Genomic DNA, 15,501 nt, shown 5'->3' with positions numbered 1-15,501 from the left:
TTGCGCAACCTGGGCCCCATTGCGGTGGTGGTCGTTGCCCTTCTGGTGATCTGGTACGCCGGATCGTTCCTGATGAATCGCGCCTGGACCATGGATCAGGCCGAGCGGGCGGGGACCACGCCAACCCTGAGCGAGGTGTTCAGGGACACGATGAGCCAGGACCGCGCTCGTCTTCCTGCGCCGCACCAGGTCGCGTCTGAACTCTATAAGGGCACCTTCCAGAAGAAGATCACCTCGAAACGCAGCTTTGTGTATCACGGGTTCATCACCTTGCAGGCGACGATGGCCGGATTTGCCCTGGGCATCGTTCTGGGGATTGCTCTGGCGGTTGTGATCGTGCTGAGCCGGGTGATGGATTTGATGCTGATGCCCTGGGCCATCATCAGCCAGACGATTCCGGTCGTGGCGCTGGCGCCGATGATCGTAGTGCTGACCAATGCCATGGGCGCAAACAGTCTGATGGTGCCCAAGGCGATCATTGCCGCCTATCTGAGCTTTTTCCCAGTTCTGGTCAGCATGGTCAAAGGGCTGCGCAGCCCGACGGCCATGCAACTGGACCTGCTACGCACCTATGGGGCCAGCCCGGCGCAGGTGTTCTGGAAACTGCGCCTGCCGTCCTCGATGCCGTATTTCTTTGCCTCGCTGAAAATCGCCGTTGCGGCGGCGCTGGTGGGGGCCATCGTCGGGGAGTTGCCGACCGGTGCCATTGCCGGGCTGGGCGCCCGCATGCTGATCGGATCGCAGTTCGGGGAACCGATGATCATGTGGGCCGCCCTCTTCGCGGCGGCCATTCTGGCGGCGATGCTGATCTGGATCGTGACCGGCGTTGAAAAAATCGCCGGGCGCATGATGGGGGTCCGCGAGGCATGAGAAACGAACCGTCACGCATTCAGAAGATCGCCTGGCCAGTGGGGTTTGGTCTGGTGATCCTGCTGCTGTGGGAACTGGCCGTGCGGCTGTTCAATATCCCACCTGCAATCCTGCCAGCGCCCTCGGCCATCTATGCGCGGTTCATAACCTCGACCGACATCCTGTGGATCGACTTTGTCCAGACGGTTCTGAAGGGCGCGCTGACGGGGCTGGTCATGGGGGCCGCTGCTGGGTTGGTCGCGGCCATCGCCATTGATCGCAGCACGTTTTTGCGGCGCGGATTGCTGCCGGTGGCCAATTTCGTCGCGGCCCTGCCGATTGTCGGGATCGCGCCGATCATGGTGATGTGGTTCGGGTTCGACTGGCACTCCAAGGCGGCGGTCGTGGTGGTGATGGTGTTCTTTCCGCTGCTGGTGAACACGCTGGCGGGGCTGGCCGCCACCGACCGGATGCAGCAGGATCTGATGCGCACCTATTCCGCCAGCTACTGGCAGACGCTGACCAAGCTGCGTCTGCCGGCGGCCATGCCGTTCATATTCAACGGGCTCAAGATTTCGGCCACTTTGGCGCTGATCGGGGCGATTGTCGCGGAATATTTCGGATCGCCGACCCGTGGCATGGGCTTTCGCATCTCGACCGAGGTGGGGCGTCTGGGCATCGATATGGTCTGGGCGGAAATCGTGGTGTCGGCGCTGACCGGCACGGTTCTATACGGTCTCGTCGCGCTGGTGGAACGGTGGGTCACATTCTGGCACCCGTCCCAGCGCAGGGGGTAACGACAATGACAACAACGACAACATGGAGGTTGTTCAAATGAAGGTGAAACACACACTTGGCGCGGTGCTTGGGCTGGCGATGCTGGCCGGCGGCGCGCAGGCGGCAGATGATCTGACGCTGCAGTTGAAATGGGTCACGCAGGCCCAGTTCGCAGGCTATTACGTGGCCAAGGAAAAAGGGTTCTTCGACGAGGAGGACCTGAATGTCACGATCAAACCGGGTGGTCCCGACATCGCCCCGACACAGGTCATCGCCGGGGGCGGGGCCGACGTGACAGTCGAATGGATGCCTGCCGCGCTGGCCGCGCGTGACAAGGGCCTGCCGCTGGTCAATATCGCGCAGCCGTTCAAATCCTCGGGCATGATGCTGACCTGCCGGGCCGAAACGGGCATCAAGACGCCCGCCGATTTCCCCGGCAAGACGCTGGGCGTCTGGTTTTACGGCAACGAATTCCCGTTTCTCAGCTGGATGAGCCAGCTGGGCATCTCCACCGATGGGGGCGACGGTGGCGTGACGGTTCTGAAACAGGGGTTCAACGTCGATCCGCTGTTGCAGAAACAGGCCGATTGCGTGTCGACCATGACCTATAACGAATATTGGCAGGTGATCGACGCCGGTCTGGCGCCCGACGACCTGGTGACCTTCAAATACGAAGACCAGGGCGTCGCCACTCTGGAAGACGGGCTTTACGTGCTTGAGGACAAGCTGAACGATGCGGCCGAGGTGGACAAGCTGGTGCGCTTTGTGCGCGCGGCAATGAAGGGCTGGAAATACGCCGAAGAAAACCCGGACGAAGCCGCCGAGATCGTTCTGGAATATGATGAAACCGGCGCCCAGACAGAAAAGCATCAGAAACGCATGATGGGCGAAATCGCCAAACTGACCGCGGGGTCGAACGGCGCGCTGGACATGGCCGATTACGAGCGGACGGTTGAATCGCTGCTTTCGGGCGGGTCTGATCCGGTGATCACCGCGCGGCCCGATGGCGCTTGGACGCACGCCATCACCGATGCGGCGCTGAACTGATCAGCGTATTGGGCGAGCAAAGAAGGGCCGCCCGGTCGGGCGGCCCTTTTCATGTGCCTTGGTCTGAAATCAGGCCTTGCGACGACGGCGCATCGCGCCAAACACCCCAAGTGCACCAACCAGAAGCGCCGCACTGGCGGGCAGCGGAACATTGGCCACCTCATAGGTGATGTTGCCATAGGCCACGCCCTGAGCTGTCGACTGATCATCAAAGAACAGGCTTCCAATCACACCAAAGCCCGACAGATCGACATCCGCTGCACTGTTGATGGTGTAAACACCGGCCAGTGCGTCAAATGCGTCATAGACATAAATGTCAATCAGATCGCCAGCGGACCAGAACCCTTGTTCGAACGTGACGTTCTGGACAGCGTCGGTAAAGTCGATTTCCAGGTCATTGTCACAGCTGAACGAAGCGGGGTTGAAAGCGCAGATACTGTTGGGGGCCGCAGGTCCAGCACCGACAAACAGCGATGATGCGGAACTGGTTATATTGGCCCCGGCAATACTTGCCGTGGAAGAGCCGATGTCACCTGACCCAAGTACGGTAAAATCAAGCGTTGCCGCCGACGCCATACTTGCCCCAAGCGCAAAAGCTGTGCTGAGCAGAAGTTTTTTCATAAGAACTTTCTCCAATTTTGGCAGAACAAGCGAAATGTGCTTGTGCGCCTCATTTACCATATTTCCAGCGATTTGTCAGTTGCTCTTGTGGATGTTTGCGCTCACGCAGGTTGGGCATTTTGACGTTACGGCCCAGACGTGGGTTGTGAGCGGGTCAGTGCCGCCAGCGCGGGGCTGCATCACAGAAAAATTTGGACCCACACGAATGTATGGGTGTTTTCCTGTGCAAACCGTGCAATAATTTGATTCATATGCGGAATTTGGGGGGTTTCTGTAAATAATGCAGAATTTTTCGCAAGAATTCAAGTCGGCGATGGCGTTGATCCTGACGGGCGATTCCGAACTATGGAGCATCGTGCTCTTGTCGTTGCAGGTGTCGCTGCTGGCGGTGCTGATCGCCGCGGTGATCGGCATGCCGCTGGGGGCTGCGCTGGCCGTTGGGCGGTTTCCGGGCCGCCGGGCCGCGATCATCCTGATGAATGCCCTGATGGGCCTGCCGCCCGTGGTTGTCGGGTTGCTGGTCTATCTGTCCCTGTCCAGTTCAGGACCGCTTGGGGTGCTGCAGTTGCTCTATACGCCTGCGGCCATGATCATCGCCCAAGTGCTTCTGGTGACCCCGATCATTGCGGCGCTGACCCGGCAAACGGTGGAAACTCTGGATCATGAATACGCCGAACAGTTGCGCAGCCTTGGTATTTCCCGGCTGGCCTCGGTCCCGACGCTGCTGTGGGACGGTCGGCTGGCCTTGTTGACCGCGCTTCTTGCCGGGTTCGGACGGGCCATCGCCGAGGTGGGTGCCGTTATCATTGTCGGTGGCAACATCAACCACGTCACCCGCGTCATGACCACGACCATCGCGCTGGAAACCTCAAAAGGCAATCTGGCCCTTGCCCTTGCGCTGGGGGCGATCCTGATTGGCATCGCGGTGACCGTGACCGCCACCGTCAGCCTGCTGGCCCAGCACAGCCAAACCGAAGAGCTGCTTCATGCGTGATTTTCAGTCCGGACATTCCCTGCGGATCGAAGCGCGGGACCTGCGCATCAGGCGCAAGGGGAAATCCCTGCTGGATGTTAATGCGCTCTGTCTTGAAGGGCCGGGGCCGACCCTAATCCTTGGTCCCAACGGCGCCGGCAAAAGCCTGTTGCTGCGGTGTCTGCACGGTCTGATCAGCCCCGATCAGGGACGCGTCTGGCAGGACGGCGCCCCGTTGAACGCCAGCCACCGCGCGGATCAGGCGATGGTGTTTCAGACCCCGGTTCTGTTGCGCCGCTCGGTTGCGGCCAATCTCGATTACGTGCTGCGGCGACGGGGTGTGCCCCGCGGATTGCGGCGCGACCGGGTCAATGCCTTTCTGGCCGAGGGCGGGTTGGCCGCCAAAGCGCGGCAACCCGCGCGCAGCCTTTCGGGGGGCGAGGCACAGCGCCTCGCCATTCTGCGGGCGCTGGCCACCGATCCGACGGTTCTGTTTCTGGATGAACCCACCAGCGCACTGGATCCGGCCGCGACCCAAGCCATTGAAACCCTGATAATGGCCGCATCGCGGCGTGGCACGCGGATCGTGATGGTCACACATGACATTGGACAGGCGCGGCGCCTTGGCCACGACATCGTCCTGATGCAAGGCGGACAGGTGGCCGAACATGGGTCCGCCGACGCCTTTTTCGACGCCCCGGCCACGCTGGCCGCGCGACGGTTTCTGTCAGGGGCCTTGGTTCTGTAAATATCCGATCAATATGGAGACTTTGGAATGTTCCGTTTGCTGACACGCGCGTTGATTCTGCGCGTTCTTCCTTTGGTTCTGAGTGTCGGTCTGGCCAGTGCCGAGACCCCGTTCATCGTGGTGCAATCCACCACCTCGACGCAGAATTCGGGGCTTCTGGAGGCGATTTTGCCGGGGTTCACCGAATCTTCGGGGATCGAGGTACGTGTGGTGGCGGTCGGCACAGGTCAGGCCATTCGCAATGCACAGAACGGAGATGGCGACGTGCTGTTGGTGCATGCCAAAGCCGCCGAGGAGAAATTCGTGGCCCAAGGGGGCGGCGTTGAGCGGTTTGACGTGATGTATAACGATTTTGTCCTTGTCGGCCCGGTCGCCGATCCGGCTGGCATCAGGGGCGGGTCTGACATCGTGGCCGCATTGCAGGCCGTTGCCGCGGCGCAGGCACCCTTCGCCTCGCGCGGGGATGACAGCGGAACGCATAAGGCGGAAATGCGCCATTGGAAGGCCGCGGGGCTGGATGTGGCGGAGGCGTCGGGCGGGTGGTATCGCGAAACCGGCAGCGGCATGGGGGCAACGCTGAACATCGCCGCAGGGATGGGGGCCTATGTGTTGACCGATCGCGCCACCTGGATTGCCTTTGGCAACAAGGAGGGGCTGGAGATATTGGTCGAGGGGGATGCGCGCCTGTTCAACCAGTATGGCGTGATCCTTGTGGATCCCGACAAACACCCCGGCGTCAAGGCCCGCGAAGGTCAGGCGTTCATCGACTGGCTGACCGGGGATGCGGGGCAGGCGGCGATTGCGGGGTACAGGCGCGACGGGCAGCAGTTGTTCTTTCCCAACGCGGCGCGGTGATTGCCCTTCGGGCAAGCCTCCGGCGGGAGTTTTCTAGCAAGATGAAGCGGCGGGTTATCCACTGGCGCCGTTGTGATGCACGCGGCCCAGACCGCTGAGGTCGTAACCGCCCATTTCGGCGGCACGGGCGGCACAGGCCTTGGAATGCAGAAAGGCGAACAGGTTCTGCAACGGGTCATCGAACCAGGCGCGCCGCCAGATGGCCAGATCGAACCGTTCCTGGCACAGGGGCACAAAGCCCAGGCCATAGAGACCGCTGAGCGCGCCAAGGCCGAACCCGGCCTCGGCCTTTTGGTCATGCAGGGTGATGGCCAGTTCTTCTTCGGTACGCGCGCGCGCGGGCAGGGCGTCGATGTCGGCGCGGGTCAGGCCCGCCGCTTCGAGCCTGGCGTCGAATTCGCGCAACGAAGCGGCGCTGTCCTGTCGCAAGACCACGCGCCGGCCTTTCAGGTCGGCAAAGTCCTGAATGTCGGTGAGGCCGGGCGTGAGGAGCAACCCCCTCTGGCGGCGGGCGATTTCGATCAGAACGACCGGAGCTTCGCCCAGGGCCGCGCGAAGGGCGGTACGGTTGAAGCCGTCCTCTTCGCGGATATGCAGGCCGGCGGCCTGCGCGGTGCGGGCGCTGAGCCGGGTCAGCCCGTCATAGGAACCGTCGTAAAAACTGGCCAGTCCCGAGCGGCTTTCGCGCAGGGACCAGTCGAGCAGGGGGTCGTGGCTTCCGGCGATGATGGGGGGCAGGGGCGGGTCGGCCACCTCGGGGCCGCTGCGGGATGCGGCCAGCCATGCGGTGATTTCGCCGCGCGGAAACAGCAGCTTGCCCACGGCGCGCACGCAGGGCACCTCGCCGTTGGCGGCAAGGTCATAGACCTTGCGTTCACCGATGCGCAGAAGATCGGCCAGTTCGCGTGTCGTCAGGTATTCGGGCACGGATCAGTCGATCCGCACGGCGGTGCTGGTCGTGCGGTCAGCGGCGGAAAATCCGATCTGCTCCAATATGAACGGGGCTGCGATGGCAATGACGATCATCGTGGCAAAGGCGGCAAACATCGCTTTCATGGCTTGGTCTCTGTTGCTGTGGCCCGGCGCAGATAGGCGATCAGATCGGCGCGATCGTCCGGGTCGGTGATACGCTGCATCGGCATCTTGGAGCCGGGAATGTAGTGGTCCGGTCCCAGATCGAACAGCGCGTTGATGGAGGTTTCATCCCAGACGATATCAGACCCGTCAAGGATGTCGGAATAATGATAGTCAGGCACGCTGCCGGCGGGCCGTCCGAAAACACCATGCAATGTGGGGCCGGCGCGCCGTGCGCTGCCGGGTGTCAGGCTGTGGCAGATCGAGCATTTGCGCGCGAACTGTCGCTCACCATTGTCCATTTTATCCGGGTCCTTGAGGAACGTCCGCTCGTCCGTGGCCATCTGTTCGTGCTCATCCAGAGAGGCGACAGGCCAACTGTACATCGCGTCGTCCAGCCCGCCGGCATGGATATTCGTTCCGTCCGGCGAAAAGGCCAGCGCCCAGACCGGGCCGCGCAGGGTGGCGCGGAAATCGCGCGCGATGCGCATCTGGTCGGTGTCGATCACCATGATATAGCCTTCGCCATCGCCCACGGCGAGGCGCGCGCCATCCGGCGACAGGGCCAGCGCCAGGATCGGGCGGCGGTCGAGCGTGAAATCGGCGATCTGCGCGCCGGTTTCGATGTCGATCAGCCGGGTTACCCCGTCCACCGCGCCATAGGCCAGCCAGCCCGCGTCGGGGTTGAGGACCAGTTTGTTGACGCCAAACCCGTGGCTGAGGACCTGGTGCAGTTCCGTCCCCGATGCGACATCCCAGAGCCGGATCGTGCCATCGACCGACGCGGAATAGAGCCGCTTGCCATCCGCCGAAAAGGCCACGTCGTTCACTCCCTGCGCATGGCCGCGCAGAACCTTGGGTTCCGGAGCTTGCAACGGCGGATAGAGCGCGCGGGCCCAGTCCGCGGACAAGGGCCACAGGCCGATGGTTCCGTCCCAACTGGCCGACGCGACCAGCCCGGCGGCGCGGGAGGTTGCAAGGGCCGTCACCTTGCCGGCATGGGTGCCCAGTTCGCGATTTGCACTGCCGGCTCTGGGCCAGAAGCGCACGGTGAAATCATCGCTTGCCGAAAGCAGAAACCGGTCGCCCCAGAACGCGACGGCGTTCACCGCAGCCTCGTGCCCATCCAGCCACTGCGGCGTGGTGCCGGTCCAGACACCAATGGCATTGTCGAAACTGGCGGTGGCGATCTGGCCCGTGGGCGACACCGCGATATCCATGATCGGGCCGCCGTGGCCCTTGAGCGTGAAGAAATCCGCCGCCGCAAGCGACGGCAGAATCCCGATCAGCAGCGCCGCGAAGCTGCGCATGGCCTATTCGGCGGGCGTGGCCGCGCCGCTTGCGGCCTCTTTCGCCTCGACCTCGTCCACCCATAATCCGTGGTGTTCGCGGGCCCACTGCAATTCGACCTCTCCGGTCCCCATGGCATCAAACGCGCCCTCCATGCCGATACTGCCCAGATAGATATGGGCGATGATCATGGCCATGAAGACAAAGGCGACAATGGAATGCCATAGCTGGGCAAATTGCATTTCCTCATGCGGGGCCAATTGCTCGGGCAGGGCGCCCAGACCCAGCAGGTCGGAAATGCCCCATGAGTTGAGCAGCGCAAAGGTCTTGGCGAACATGGGCAGTTCGAACGGGAACAAGAGCGACAGACCCGAGGCGCTGATCGACAGGCCCAGCACCACGCAGCCCCAGAAAATCAGCTTTTGACCGGCGTTGAATTTGCGCGCGGGCGGATGGCTGTTCTTGGAGAACAGCCCGCCACCGACGGCCAGCCATTTCAGGTCATGCTTGTTGGGGATGTTGTGCAGCGTCCAGTTCACGATGACGATGACCAGCCCTAGCATGAAGGCCCAGGCGATATTGTTGTGCACCCATTTCGAGGCAATGGCGAGGGTGGAGAACATTTCGTGCCCGAAGACTGGGATCAGCACCTTTCGGCCAAAGAGGGTGATCATGCCGGTCAGGGCCAGAACAAGGAAACTGCCCGCGAACAGCCAGTGACCAAAGCGTTCGAACGAGGTGAATCGCAGGATTTTCTGGCCGGTTTTCTCACCGTCGATGCGGATGCGGCCGCGGATCAGGTAGAACACCGCCAGCAACACGATCATACCGCCGAGAAGGTAGGTGCCATAGGTGGCCAGCGGCCCCTGCCGGAACTGCAGCCACCACATGCCGCCATCCTGGATCAGCACATTTGCCGCCGGACCATGCGAAGACACAGTGACATCCGCAGTGCCATAGCGCAGCGCGCGGAACACTTCAGCATCCGAGGCGCCGCCCAGCGTCCCCAGTTGCGCGGCGATGCCCGCAGCGCTGTCGGGATCTCCGGTCGCGTCACGCCGGAAGGTGTCATCGACCTTTTCACCGCGTTGACGGGCAAGGATATCTTCCAGTGTTTGCGCACCGCCGGTGGCTGCGCGTTCTGTCGCGGTCGGCGTATTGGCGGGGTCTTCCGGGCCGGATTGTGCAGCAACGGCGCTGGCGGTGAAAACAAACACAAGCACCATGAGCAACGTTTGTAGTCTCGGCATGCTAAAGCTCCCTGTTTCAGACATCTTTTAGAGTAGCGGCGCCGAGGTGTCATGGGAAGAGTTCCAGTGAATTGTCTGTTGTATCAGCCTGCAGTCCATTGTTTCGTCGAAGACGCTTAGACCATTGTGCGAATATCGAGACGCTGGCATTTAGAGGTATGGATATAACGCTGATCCGTTCTTTTCTTGAAGTGGCCCGCACCGGTTCATTCGTGGCCGCGTCCGAAAGGTTGTTCGTTACCCAGTCAGCCGTGTCGCTGCGTATCGCGCGGCTTGAGGATACTCTGGGGAAACCCCTTTTTTCCCGGTCGAAGGCAGGTGCCGTTTTGACGCGCGAGGGTGCCGCCTTTGAAAGATATGCACTCTCGATTCTGAAAATTTGGGAAGAGGCGCGCACCCAGATCGCCTTGCCGCCAGGGTTTACCCGTTCGCTGACACTTGGCGCGCAATATTCTCTCTGGCCCCGGCTTGGGTTCCGCTGGATCGACCTGTTGCGCGCACAGATGCCTGATCTGCATGTCCGGGCTGAGCTTGGCATGCCCGAGCGGCTTACCCGTTTCTTGACGGACGGCATCATGCACGCCGCGCTGCTTTATAGCCCGCAAATGCGCCCCGGCCTGATGGCGCGGCAGGTTCTTGACGATGAACTGGTCATGGTTGCCCCGTGGAGCGATGGTGCGATGCCCGGAGCGGATAACTATGTGCTGGTCGATTGGGGGCCGGAGTTCATCCAGGCCCATGCGCTCGAACTTCCGCAACTCATGGAGGGCGGGTTGACCATGAGTCTTGGCGCCATGGTGGCCGAATACATGATGACCCGCGGAAAGGCCGGATATCTGCCAGCGCGATTTGCCAAGCGGTTTCTGGACCAGCGGCGGCTTTACCTCGTTCCGGACGCCCATCGTTTCCCCTATCCGGTCTGGCTGGTCTGGCGGTTGGACATAGAACCGACGCTGCAGGATGCCGCGTTTGCCCTGCTGGACCGGGTGGCTTCCGAACTTGTGCAAGATCAAGTGACGGTTCTGCAACAACTGAGCGACATTAGTGACGAGGAAGGGGCCTCTCTGATCCTCGGGACGGCAAATGGAAGGTCCGGCCACAACACTACAACGGATTGATTTTGCCGAAACTTTCCAAAATTCCTCACTTAACATGAGCATCACTGTCTTTAACGATAATTATAATAAATTTTCGTTATCCTTTGTCAGCCTTTAGATCGGTTCCAGCAGAGATGCTGCAACTCCCGCTTTGGCGGGTTCATCGATCTAGAGAAAGGATCAAAAAGATGAATGACCTGTTGAAATTCACCGCTGCTTCCGCACTGGTTGCGATGATGGCCGCGCCCGCAGTCGCCCAGACCGGCCTGACCGGAATTGACAGCCTGGAAGACCGTATCGAGGACATCGAAGACGAAGCGAAAGACGACCTGGAGCGTGGCGACGACGACGAACGTTACAGCGCGAACCGTGTGGCGCAAGGCTGGCGCGGATCGCTCGCGTTGACCGGTTCGTCCGCCAGCGGCAACACCGATACCGCAGAACTTTCGGGTGCGGGCCGCCTGACTTATGGCATCAACGACTGGAGCCACACATTTGGCTTTGCGGCCGAATACGGTGAAGCCAACGACGTTAAGAACGAAGAGAACTTCTTTGCGATCTACGAAGGCAGCTACTACTTTACCGATCGTTTCTACCTGTTCGGAGTAGGCCGCTATGAGTTCGACGGCTTCACGGCCCCTGCAGTGCCTGGTGGCGCACCGGTGCCCGGTGAAACCCGCGACGCCTTTGTTGGTTTCGGCCCAGGCTACCGGATCCTGAATGACGAAAACGTCGCATGGCGTGTTCAGGGTGGCGTAGGTGCGCGGTATTATGAAGACATCACCGGCTTTGATACCACCGAAGCCGCCTTCCTTGGTACTTCGCGGTTCTACTACAAACTCACCGGTACCATGTCGCTGACCAATGACACCGAAGTTCTGACATCTGACGTCAACACACTGCTGACGAACGATCTGGGTGTGAACTTCAAGATGACCGACAGCCTGTCCACCCGTGTCAGCTATCGGACTGAGTATAACACCGATCCGGCACCGGGTCGCGAGTCGACCGACAATCGCTTTGGTGTGTCACTGGTTCTCGGTTTCTAAGACCCGCAGGCTTTGGCGGTCCTACCTCGTGCGCCGAAGCCGCGTAACAGACGCCCCGCCTAACGGCGGGGCGTTTTTTTTATGCGCACTCAGGGTATTCGGGGCCCTTTTGCCCATCGCAAAACGAAACGCCCCGGCTTTGGGCCGGGGCGTTCCTGTTTGCTATTGCCTTATCGGGCGTTGCTTTAGGTCAGCCACCCTTCTGGTCATAGGCCGTGCCCCAGCCCCAGGCGCCGGACCCGAAACCACGGGCAACGACACGTTCGCGGTAGATGGCCGACACGACGTCGCCATCCCCCGCCAACAGGGCCTTGGTCGAACACATCTCGGCGCAGATGGGCAGTTTGCCCTCGGCGATTCTGTTGCGTCCGTATTTGGCAAACTCGGCGGTCGAATGGGTCTCTTCCGGGCCACCGGCACAGAAGGTACATTTGTCCATTTTCCCGCGCGAGCCGAAGTTGCCGGCCTGTGGGTATTGCGGTGCGCCGAACGGGCAGGCGTAAAAGCAGTAGCCGCAGCCAATGCACAGGTCCTTGGAGTGCAGGACCACGCCTTCCTCGTTCTGGTAGAAGCAATCCACCGGGCACACCGCCATGCAGGGCGCGTCCGAACAGTGCATGCAGGCCACGGAAATCGACCTCTCGCCGGGGTCGCCATCGTTGATGGTCACCACGCGGCGGCGGTTGATGCCCCAGGGCACTTCATGCTCGTTCTTGCAGGCCGTTACGCAGGCATTGCACTCGATGCAGCGCTCAGAGTCGCATAGAAACTTTGCTCTCGCCATTGATCGTCTCCTCCTTACGCTGACCAGATTTTGCAGAGAGTCGCTTTGGTCTCTTGCATCTGGGTGACTGAGTCATAGCCATATGTCTGGGCGGTGTTGGTACTTTCACCCAGCACATAGGGGTCGGCGCCGTCGGGGTATTTGTCCCTCAGGTCCTTGCCCTCGAAATGGCCGCCAAAGTGGAACGGCATGAAGGCCACGCCGCTGCCGACCCGGTTGGTGACCATGGCCATGACCTTGACCTTGGCGCCTTCGGGGCCTTCAACCCAGACCTGTGTGCCGTCCCGAACGCCAAGGTTATTGGCATCGCGTGGATTGATTTCGACAAACATGTCTTGCTGAAGCTCGGCCAACCACGGGTTGGACCGGGTTTCGTCGCCGCCGCCCTCGTATTCCACCAGACGCCCCGATGTCAGAATGATCGGATAGTCCTTGGAAAAGTCGTTCTTCTGGATCGACGCATACATGGTCGGCAAGCGATAGAACTTGCGGTCCTCGTATGTTGGATAGTCGGCGACCAGATCGCGACGCGGGGTATAAAGCGGCTCGCGGTGGACAGGCACCGGATCGGGGAAGGTCCAGACAACCGCGCGGGCCTTGGCGTTCCCGAAAGGCGCGCAGCCATGTGCGATTGCAACCCGCTGGATGCCGCCCGAAAGGTCGGTTTTCCAGTTGATCTTGCCGATCGCTTCGCCCGAAGTCGACCACCTGGCTTCGATGGCGTCAGGGGTTTCACCGTCCTCGTAATCGGCATCGGCCAGATTGAGAGCGGCTTCGCCCTCGAAATTGCCAGTCGCGATGGCTTCGATTATAGCCCACTCCGCCTTGGTCAGGTCCTTGTCCCAACCAAGATCGCGCAGCATCGCCATGGTGAATTCCGGATATCCGTCCTGGATTTCCGAGCCCACGCTATAGACGCCTTCGGCCAGCAGGTTGTCACCGTCCCGTTCCACGCCAAAGCGCGCCCGGAAGGTCAAACCACCCTCGGCCACGGGTTTGGACATGTCATAGAGGTTCGGCGTGCCCGGGTGCTTCATGTCCGCGGTGCCCCAGCTGGGCCACGGCAGGCCATAGTAATCGCCATCCGCCGGTCCGCCCACGGCCTGCAGTGTCGTTCTGTCGAACGTGTGCTGGTTGGCCATGTGCAGTTTCAGGCGCTCAGGCGACTGACCGGTATAGCCGATGGTCCACATGCCCTTGTTGATTTCGCGCAGAACGCTTTCAACGTTGGGCGTGTTTTCGTCTTCCATCTCGATATTGCGGAAGAGCCGGTCGGCAAAGCCGAACTTGTTCGCAAACATGCCGATGATCTCGTGATCTGGCTTGGATTCAAACAGCGGCTGCACCACTTGGTCGCGCCACTGGAAGCTTCGGTTCGAGGCTGTGACCGAGCCACGGGTTTCGAACTGCGTCGCTGCCGGCAGCAGATAGACACCATCGGTGCGGTCATGCAGAACGGCCGAAACGGTGGGATACGGGTCGACAACGACCAGCATGTCCAGCATCTCCATCGCCGTCTTCATTTCCTTCATCCGGGTCTGCGAGTTGGGCGCATGTCCCCACAGGACCATGGCGCGCACCTTGTTGGGGTTGTCCATGTTGTCCGGGTCTTCGAGAACGCCATCGATCCAGCGCGACACCGGGATACCGGTGAGGTTCTGCAGCGATTTGTCCTTGCCGTCCTTGTCCTTGACGGTCGCGAACTGACCTTTCAGCCAATCTGCGTCTTCTTCCCAGACACGGGCCCAGTGAGCCCATGCGCCGCCCGAAAGGCCGTAATAGCCGGGCAGGGTGTGGGACAGAACGCCAAGGTCGGTCGCGCCCTGCACGTTGTCATGGCCGCGGAAGATGTTTGTACCACCCCCGCTGGTGCCCATGTTGCCGAGGGCCAGCTGCAGGATGCAGTAGGCCCGCGTGTTGTTGTTACCATTGGTGTGCTGGGTGCCACCCATGCACCAGATCACGGTGCCGGGGCGGTTGTTCGCCATGGTCCGGGCCACGCGGCGCAGCTGGCTGCCCGGTGTTCCGGTGACGCGTTCCACCTCTTCGGGGGTCCATTTGGCCACTTCCTCGCGGATTTGGTCCATGCCCCAGACACGGGTGCGGATGAATTCCTTGTCCTCCCACCCGTTTTCAAAGATGTGGTACAGGATGCCCCAGACCAGGGCGACGTCCGTGCCCGGACGGAAGCGCACATATTCATCCGCATGGGCGGCCGTGCGGGTAAACCGCGGGTCGCACACGATCAGCGGCGCGTTGTTCTGTTCCTTGGCTTTCAGAACATGCAACAGCGAGACGGGGTGCGCCTCGGCCGGGTTGCCGCCGATGATGAAGATGGCCTTGGAATTATGGATGTCGTTATAGCTGTTGGTCATGGCGCCGTAGCCCCATGTGTTCGCAACACCCGCAACGGTGGTCGAATGGCAAATCCGGGCCTGATGGTCCACGTTGTTCGTGCCCCAATAGGCGGCGAACTTGCGGAACAGATAGGCCTGTTCGTTGTTATGCTTGGCCGATCCCAGCCAATACACGGAATCCGGTCCGCTTTCTTCGCGGATATTCATCATGCCGTCGCCGATCTCGTTGATCGCCTGTTCCCAGCTGATGCGCTTCCACTCTCCACCCTCTTTCTTCATCGGGTACTTGAGGCGGCGCTCGCCGTGGGCATGTTCGCGCACCGATGCGCCCTTGGCGCAATGGGCGCCCAGGTTGAACGGGCTGTCCCAGCCGGGTTCCTGACCCGTCCAGACGCCGTTCTGAACCTCGGCCACAACCGTACAGCCCACCGAACAGTGGGTGCAGACCGATTTCACCGTCTGAACGGCGTTGTCGGCGGCGGTTTGTGCCGAAGCCTTTGTAACCGTGCCACCCGTGGCACTGATCGCGGCCAGACCACCAATGGCCAGACCCGATCCGCGCAGGAATGCGCGGCGATCGACGGTTTTCTCGCCGACCTGGGACAGGATACTTGTCCGCTGGGGGCGTCGCGCAACCCCGTTGGTCTTTTTCCTAAGCATGTTTCGTTTCCTCCCGTGCTGACCGGTTCATCCGGCTGGCTTGGTACTTCTCAAAAAACCGGCGCATGGG

15 protein-coding genes are annotated in these 15,501 nt (G+C 61.2%); 8 read left to right on the top strand and 7 right to left on the bottom strand.

What is annotated here, in order from left to right:
- The 3 genes from ACXYMO_RS04270 to ACXYMO_RS04260 are packed head-to-tail and all read left to right on the top strand — an operon-like array spanning position 1 to position 2,673.
- Positions 1-870: an ABC transporter permease gene (locus tag ACXYMO_RS04270; RefSeq protein WP_458877885.1), complete on the top strand. Its 870-nt coding sequence runs from the start codon at positions 1-3 to the stop codon at positions 868-870.
- Complete coding sequence (locus ACXYMO_RS04265) at positions 867-1,646, top strand: ABC transporter permease (protein WP_458877414.1); 780 nt, start codon at positions 867-869, stop codon at positions 1,644-1,646. The genes ACXYMO_RS04270 and ACXYMO_RS04265 overlap by 4 nt, the downstream gene beginning before the upstream one ends.
- Positions 1,647-1,683: 37 nt before the next feature.
- Positions 1,684-2,673 (top strand): ABC transporter substrate-binding protein, encoded by a 990-nt coding sequence (locus ACXYMO_RS04260; protein WP_458877413.1) that lies wholly within the window; start codon positions 1,684-1,686, stop codon positions 2,671-2,673.
- A gap of 69 nt (positions 2,674-2,742) precedes the next feature.
- Here the strand turns inward: ACXYMO_RS04260 and ACXYMO_RS04255 are convergent, their stop codons facing one another.
- Positions 2,743-3,294 (bottom strand): VPLPA-CTERM sorting domain-containing protein, encoded by a 552-nt coding sequence (locus ACXYMO_RS04255; RefSeq protein WP_458877412.1) that lies wholly within the window; start codon positions 3,292-3,294, stop codon positions 2,743-2,745.
- Between the two features lie 280 nt (positions 3,295-3,574).
- Here ACXYMO_RS04255 and ACXYMO_RS04250 point away from each other — a divergent pair, with 280 nt between their 5' ends.
- From ACXYMO_RS04250 to ACXYMO_RS04240, 3 genes are read left to right on the top strand one after another with little or no spacing between them, the layout of a single operon-like run.
- Positions 3,575-4,288 carry an ABC transporter permease gene (locus ACXYMO_RS04250; protein ID WP_458877411.1) on the top strand — a complete coding sequence of 238 codons (714 nt, stop codon included), beginning with the start codon at positions 3,575-3,577 and terminating at the stop codon, positions 4,286-4,288.
- On the top strand, positions 4,281-5,015 hold the full coding sequence (locus tag ACXYMO_RS04245; protein ID WP_458877410.1) for an ATP-binding cassette domain-containing protein: 735 nt from the start codon (positions 4,281-4,283) through the stop codon (positions 5,013-5,015). Before ACXYMO_RS04250 ends, ACXYMO_RS04245 begins: the two co-directional genes overlap by 8 nt.
- Before the next feature lie 27 nt (positions 5,016-5,042).
- Entirely contained in the window at positions 5,043-5,870 is an 828-nt protein-coding gene (locus tag ACXYMO_RS04240) for an ABC transporter substrate-binding protein (RefSeq protein WP_458877409.1), read from the top strand.
- A gap of 54 nt (positions 5,871-5,924) precedes the next feature.
- Here the strand turns inward: ACXYMO_RS04240 and ACXYMO_RS04235 are convergent, their stop codons facing one another.
- From ACXYMO_RS04235 to ACXYMO_RS04220, 4 genes are read right to left on the bottom strand one after another with little or no spacing between them, the layout of a single operon-like run.
- The gene (locus ACXYMO_RS04235) at positions 5,925-6,797 is read right to left on the bottom strand and encodes a substrate-binding domain-containing protein (protein WP_458877408.1); all 873 of its coding nucleotides are present in this window, start codon (positions 6,795-6,797) and stop codon (positions 5,925-5,927) included.
- A gap of 3 nt (positions 6,798-6,800) precedes the next feature.
- Positions 6,801-6,926: a hypothetical protein gene (locus tag ACXYMO_RS04230; protein ID WP_458877407.1), complete on the bottom strand. Its 126-nt coding sequence runs from the start codon at positions 6,924-6,926 to the stop codon at positions 6,801-6,803.
- Positions 6,923-8,254: a c-type cytochrome gene (locus ACXYMO_RS04225; protein WP_458877406.1), complete on the bottom strand. Its 1,332-nt coding sequence runs from the start codon at positions 8,252-8,254 to the stop codon at positions 6,923-6,925. Before ACXYMO_RS04225 ends, ACXYMO_RS04230 begins: the two co-directional genes overlap by 4 nt.
- 3 nt (positions 8,255-8,257) lie before the next feature.
- Positions 8,258-9,484 (bottom strand): formate dehydrogenase subunit gamma, encoded by a 1,227-nt coding sequence (locus tag ACXYMO_RS04220; protein WP_458877405.1) that lies wholly within the window; start codon positions 9,482-9,484, stop codon positions 8,258-8,260.
- Positions 9,485-9,642: 158 nt separating this feature from the next.
- On the opposite strand from ACXYMO_RS04220, the gene ACXYMO_RS04215 reads away from it, so the two are divergent.
- Positions 9,643-10,602, top strand: a complete 960-nt coding sequence (locus tag ACXYMO_RS04215) for a LysR family transcriptional regulator (protein ID WP_458877404.1) — start codon at positions 9,643-9,645, stop codon at positions 10,600-10,602.
- Positions 10,603-10,769: 167 nt separating this feature from the next.
- On the top strand, positions 10,770-11,630 hold the full coding sequence (locus ACXYMO_RS04210) for a DUF481 domain-containing protein (protein WP_458877403.1): 861 nt from the start codon (positions 10,770-10,772) through the stop codon (positions 11,628-11,630).
- A 190-nt stretch (positions 11,631-11,820) separates the two neighbouring features.
- Here the strand turns inward: ACXYMO_RS04210 and fdh3B are convergent, their stop codons facing one another.
- Entirely contained in the window at positions 11,821-12,414 is a 594-nt protein-coding gene (fdh3B, locus tag ACXYMO_RS04205) for a formate dehydrogenase FDH3 subunit beta (RefSeq protein WP_458877402.1), read from the bottom strand.
- A 14-nt stretch (positions 12,415-12,428) separates the two neighbouring features.
- Entirely contained in the window at positions 12,429-15,431 is a 3,003-nt protein-coding gene (locus ACXYMO_RS04200) for a formate dehydrogenase subunit alpha (protein ID WP_458877401.1), read from the bottom strand.
- Positions 15,432-15,501 lie beyond the last annotated feature (70 nt).

The organism is Arenibacterium sp. CAU 1754, from assembly GCF_054482635.1.
The sequence above is the reverse complement of the archived record's forward strand: the minus strand, read 5'-3'. Positions and strand labels throughout refer to the sequence as shown.

Bases quoted from the DNA above. Each gene is read 5' to 3' on its own strand.
- ACXYMO_RS04220 (WP_458877405.1), bottom strand. From the start codon at position 9,484: ATGCCGAGACTACAAACGTTGCTCATGGTGCTTGTGTTTGTTTTCACC.
- ACXYMO_RS04225 (WP_458877406.1), bottom strand. From the start codon at position 8,254: ATGCGCAGCTTCGCGGCGCTGCTGATCGGGATTCTGCCGTCGCTTGCG.
- ACXYMO_RS04255 (WP_458877412.1), bottom strand. From the start codon at position 3,294: ATGAAAAAACTTCTGCTCAGCACAGCTTTTGCGCTTGGGGCAAGTATG.
- ACXYMO_RS04260 (WP_458877413.1), top strand. From the start codon at position 1,684: ATGAAGGTGAAACACACACTTGGCGCGGTGCTTGGGCTGGCGATGCTG.
- ACXYMO_RS04200 (WP_458877401.1), bottom strand. From the start codon at position 15,431: ATGCTTAGGAAAAAGACCAACGGGGTTGCGCGACGCCCCCAGCGGACA.
- ACXYMO_RS04215 (WP_458877404.1), top strand. From the start codon at position 9,643: ATGGATATAACGCTGATCCGTTCTTTTCTTGAAGTGGCCCGCACCGGT.
- ACXYMO_RS04245 (WP_458877410.1), top strand. From the start codon at position 4,281: ATGCGTGATTTTCAGTCCGGACATTCCCTGCGGATCGAAGCGCGGGAC.
- ACXYMO_RS04240 (WP_458877409.1), top strand. From the start codon at position 5,043: ATGTTCCGTTTGCTGACACGCGCGTTGATTCTGCGCGTTCTTCCTTTG.
- ACXYMO_RS04265 (WP_458877414.1), top strand. From the start codon at position 867: ATGAGAAACGAACCGTCACGCATTCAGAAGATCGCCTGGCCAGTGGGG.
- ACXYMO_RS04210 (WP_458877403.1), top strand. From the start codon at position 10,770: ATGAATGACCTGTTGAAATTCACCGCTGCTTCCGCACTGGTTGCGATG.
- ACXYMO_RS04250 (WP_458877411.1), top strand. From the start codon at position 3,575: ATGCAGAATTTTTCGCAAGAATTCAAGTCGGCGATGGCGTTGATCCTG.
- fdh3B (WP_458877402.1), bottom strand. From the start codon at position 12,414: ATGGCGAGAGCAAAGTTTCTATGCGACTCTGAGCGCTGCATCGAGTGC.
- ACXYMO_RS04230 (WP_458877407.1), bottom strand. From the start codon at position 6,926: ATGAAAGCGATGTTTGCCGCCTTTGCCACGATGATCGTCATTGCCATC.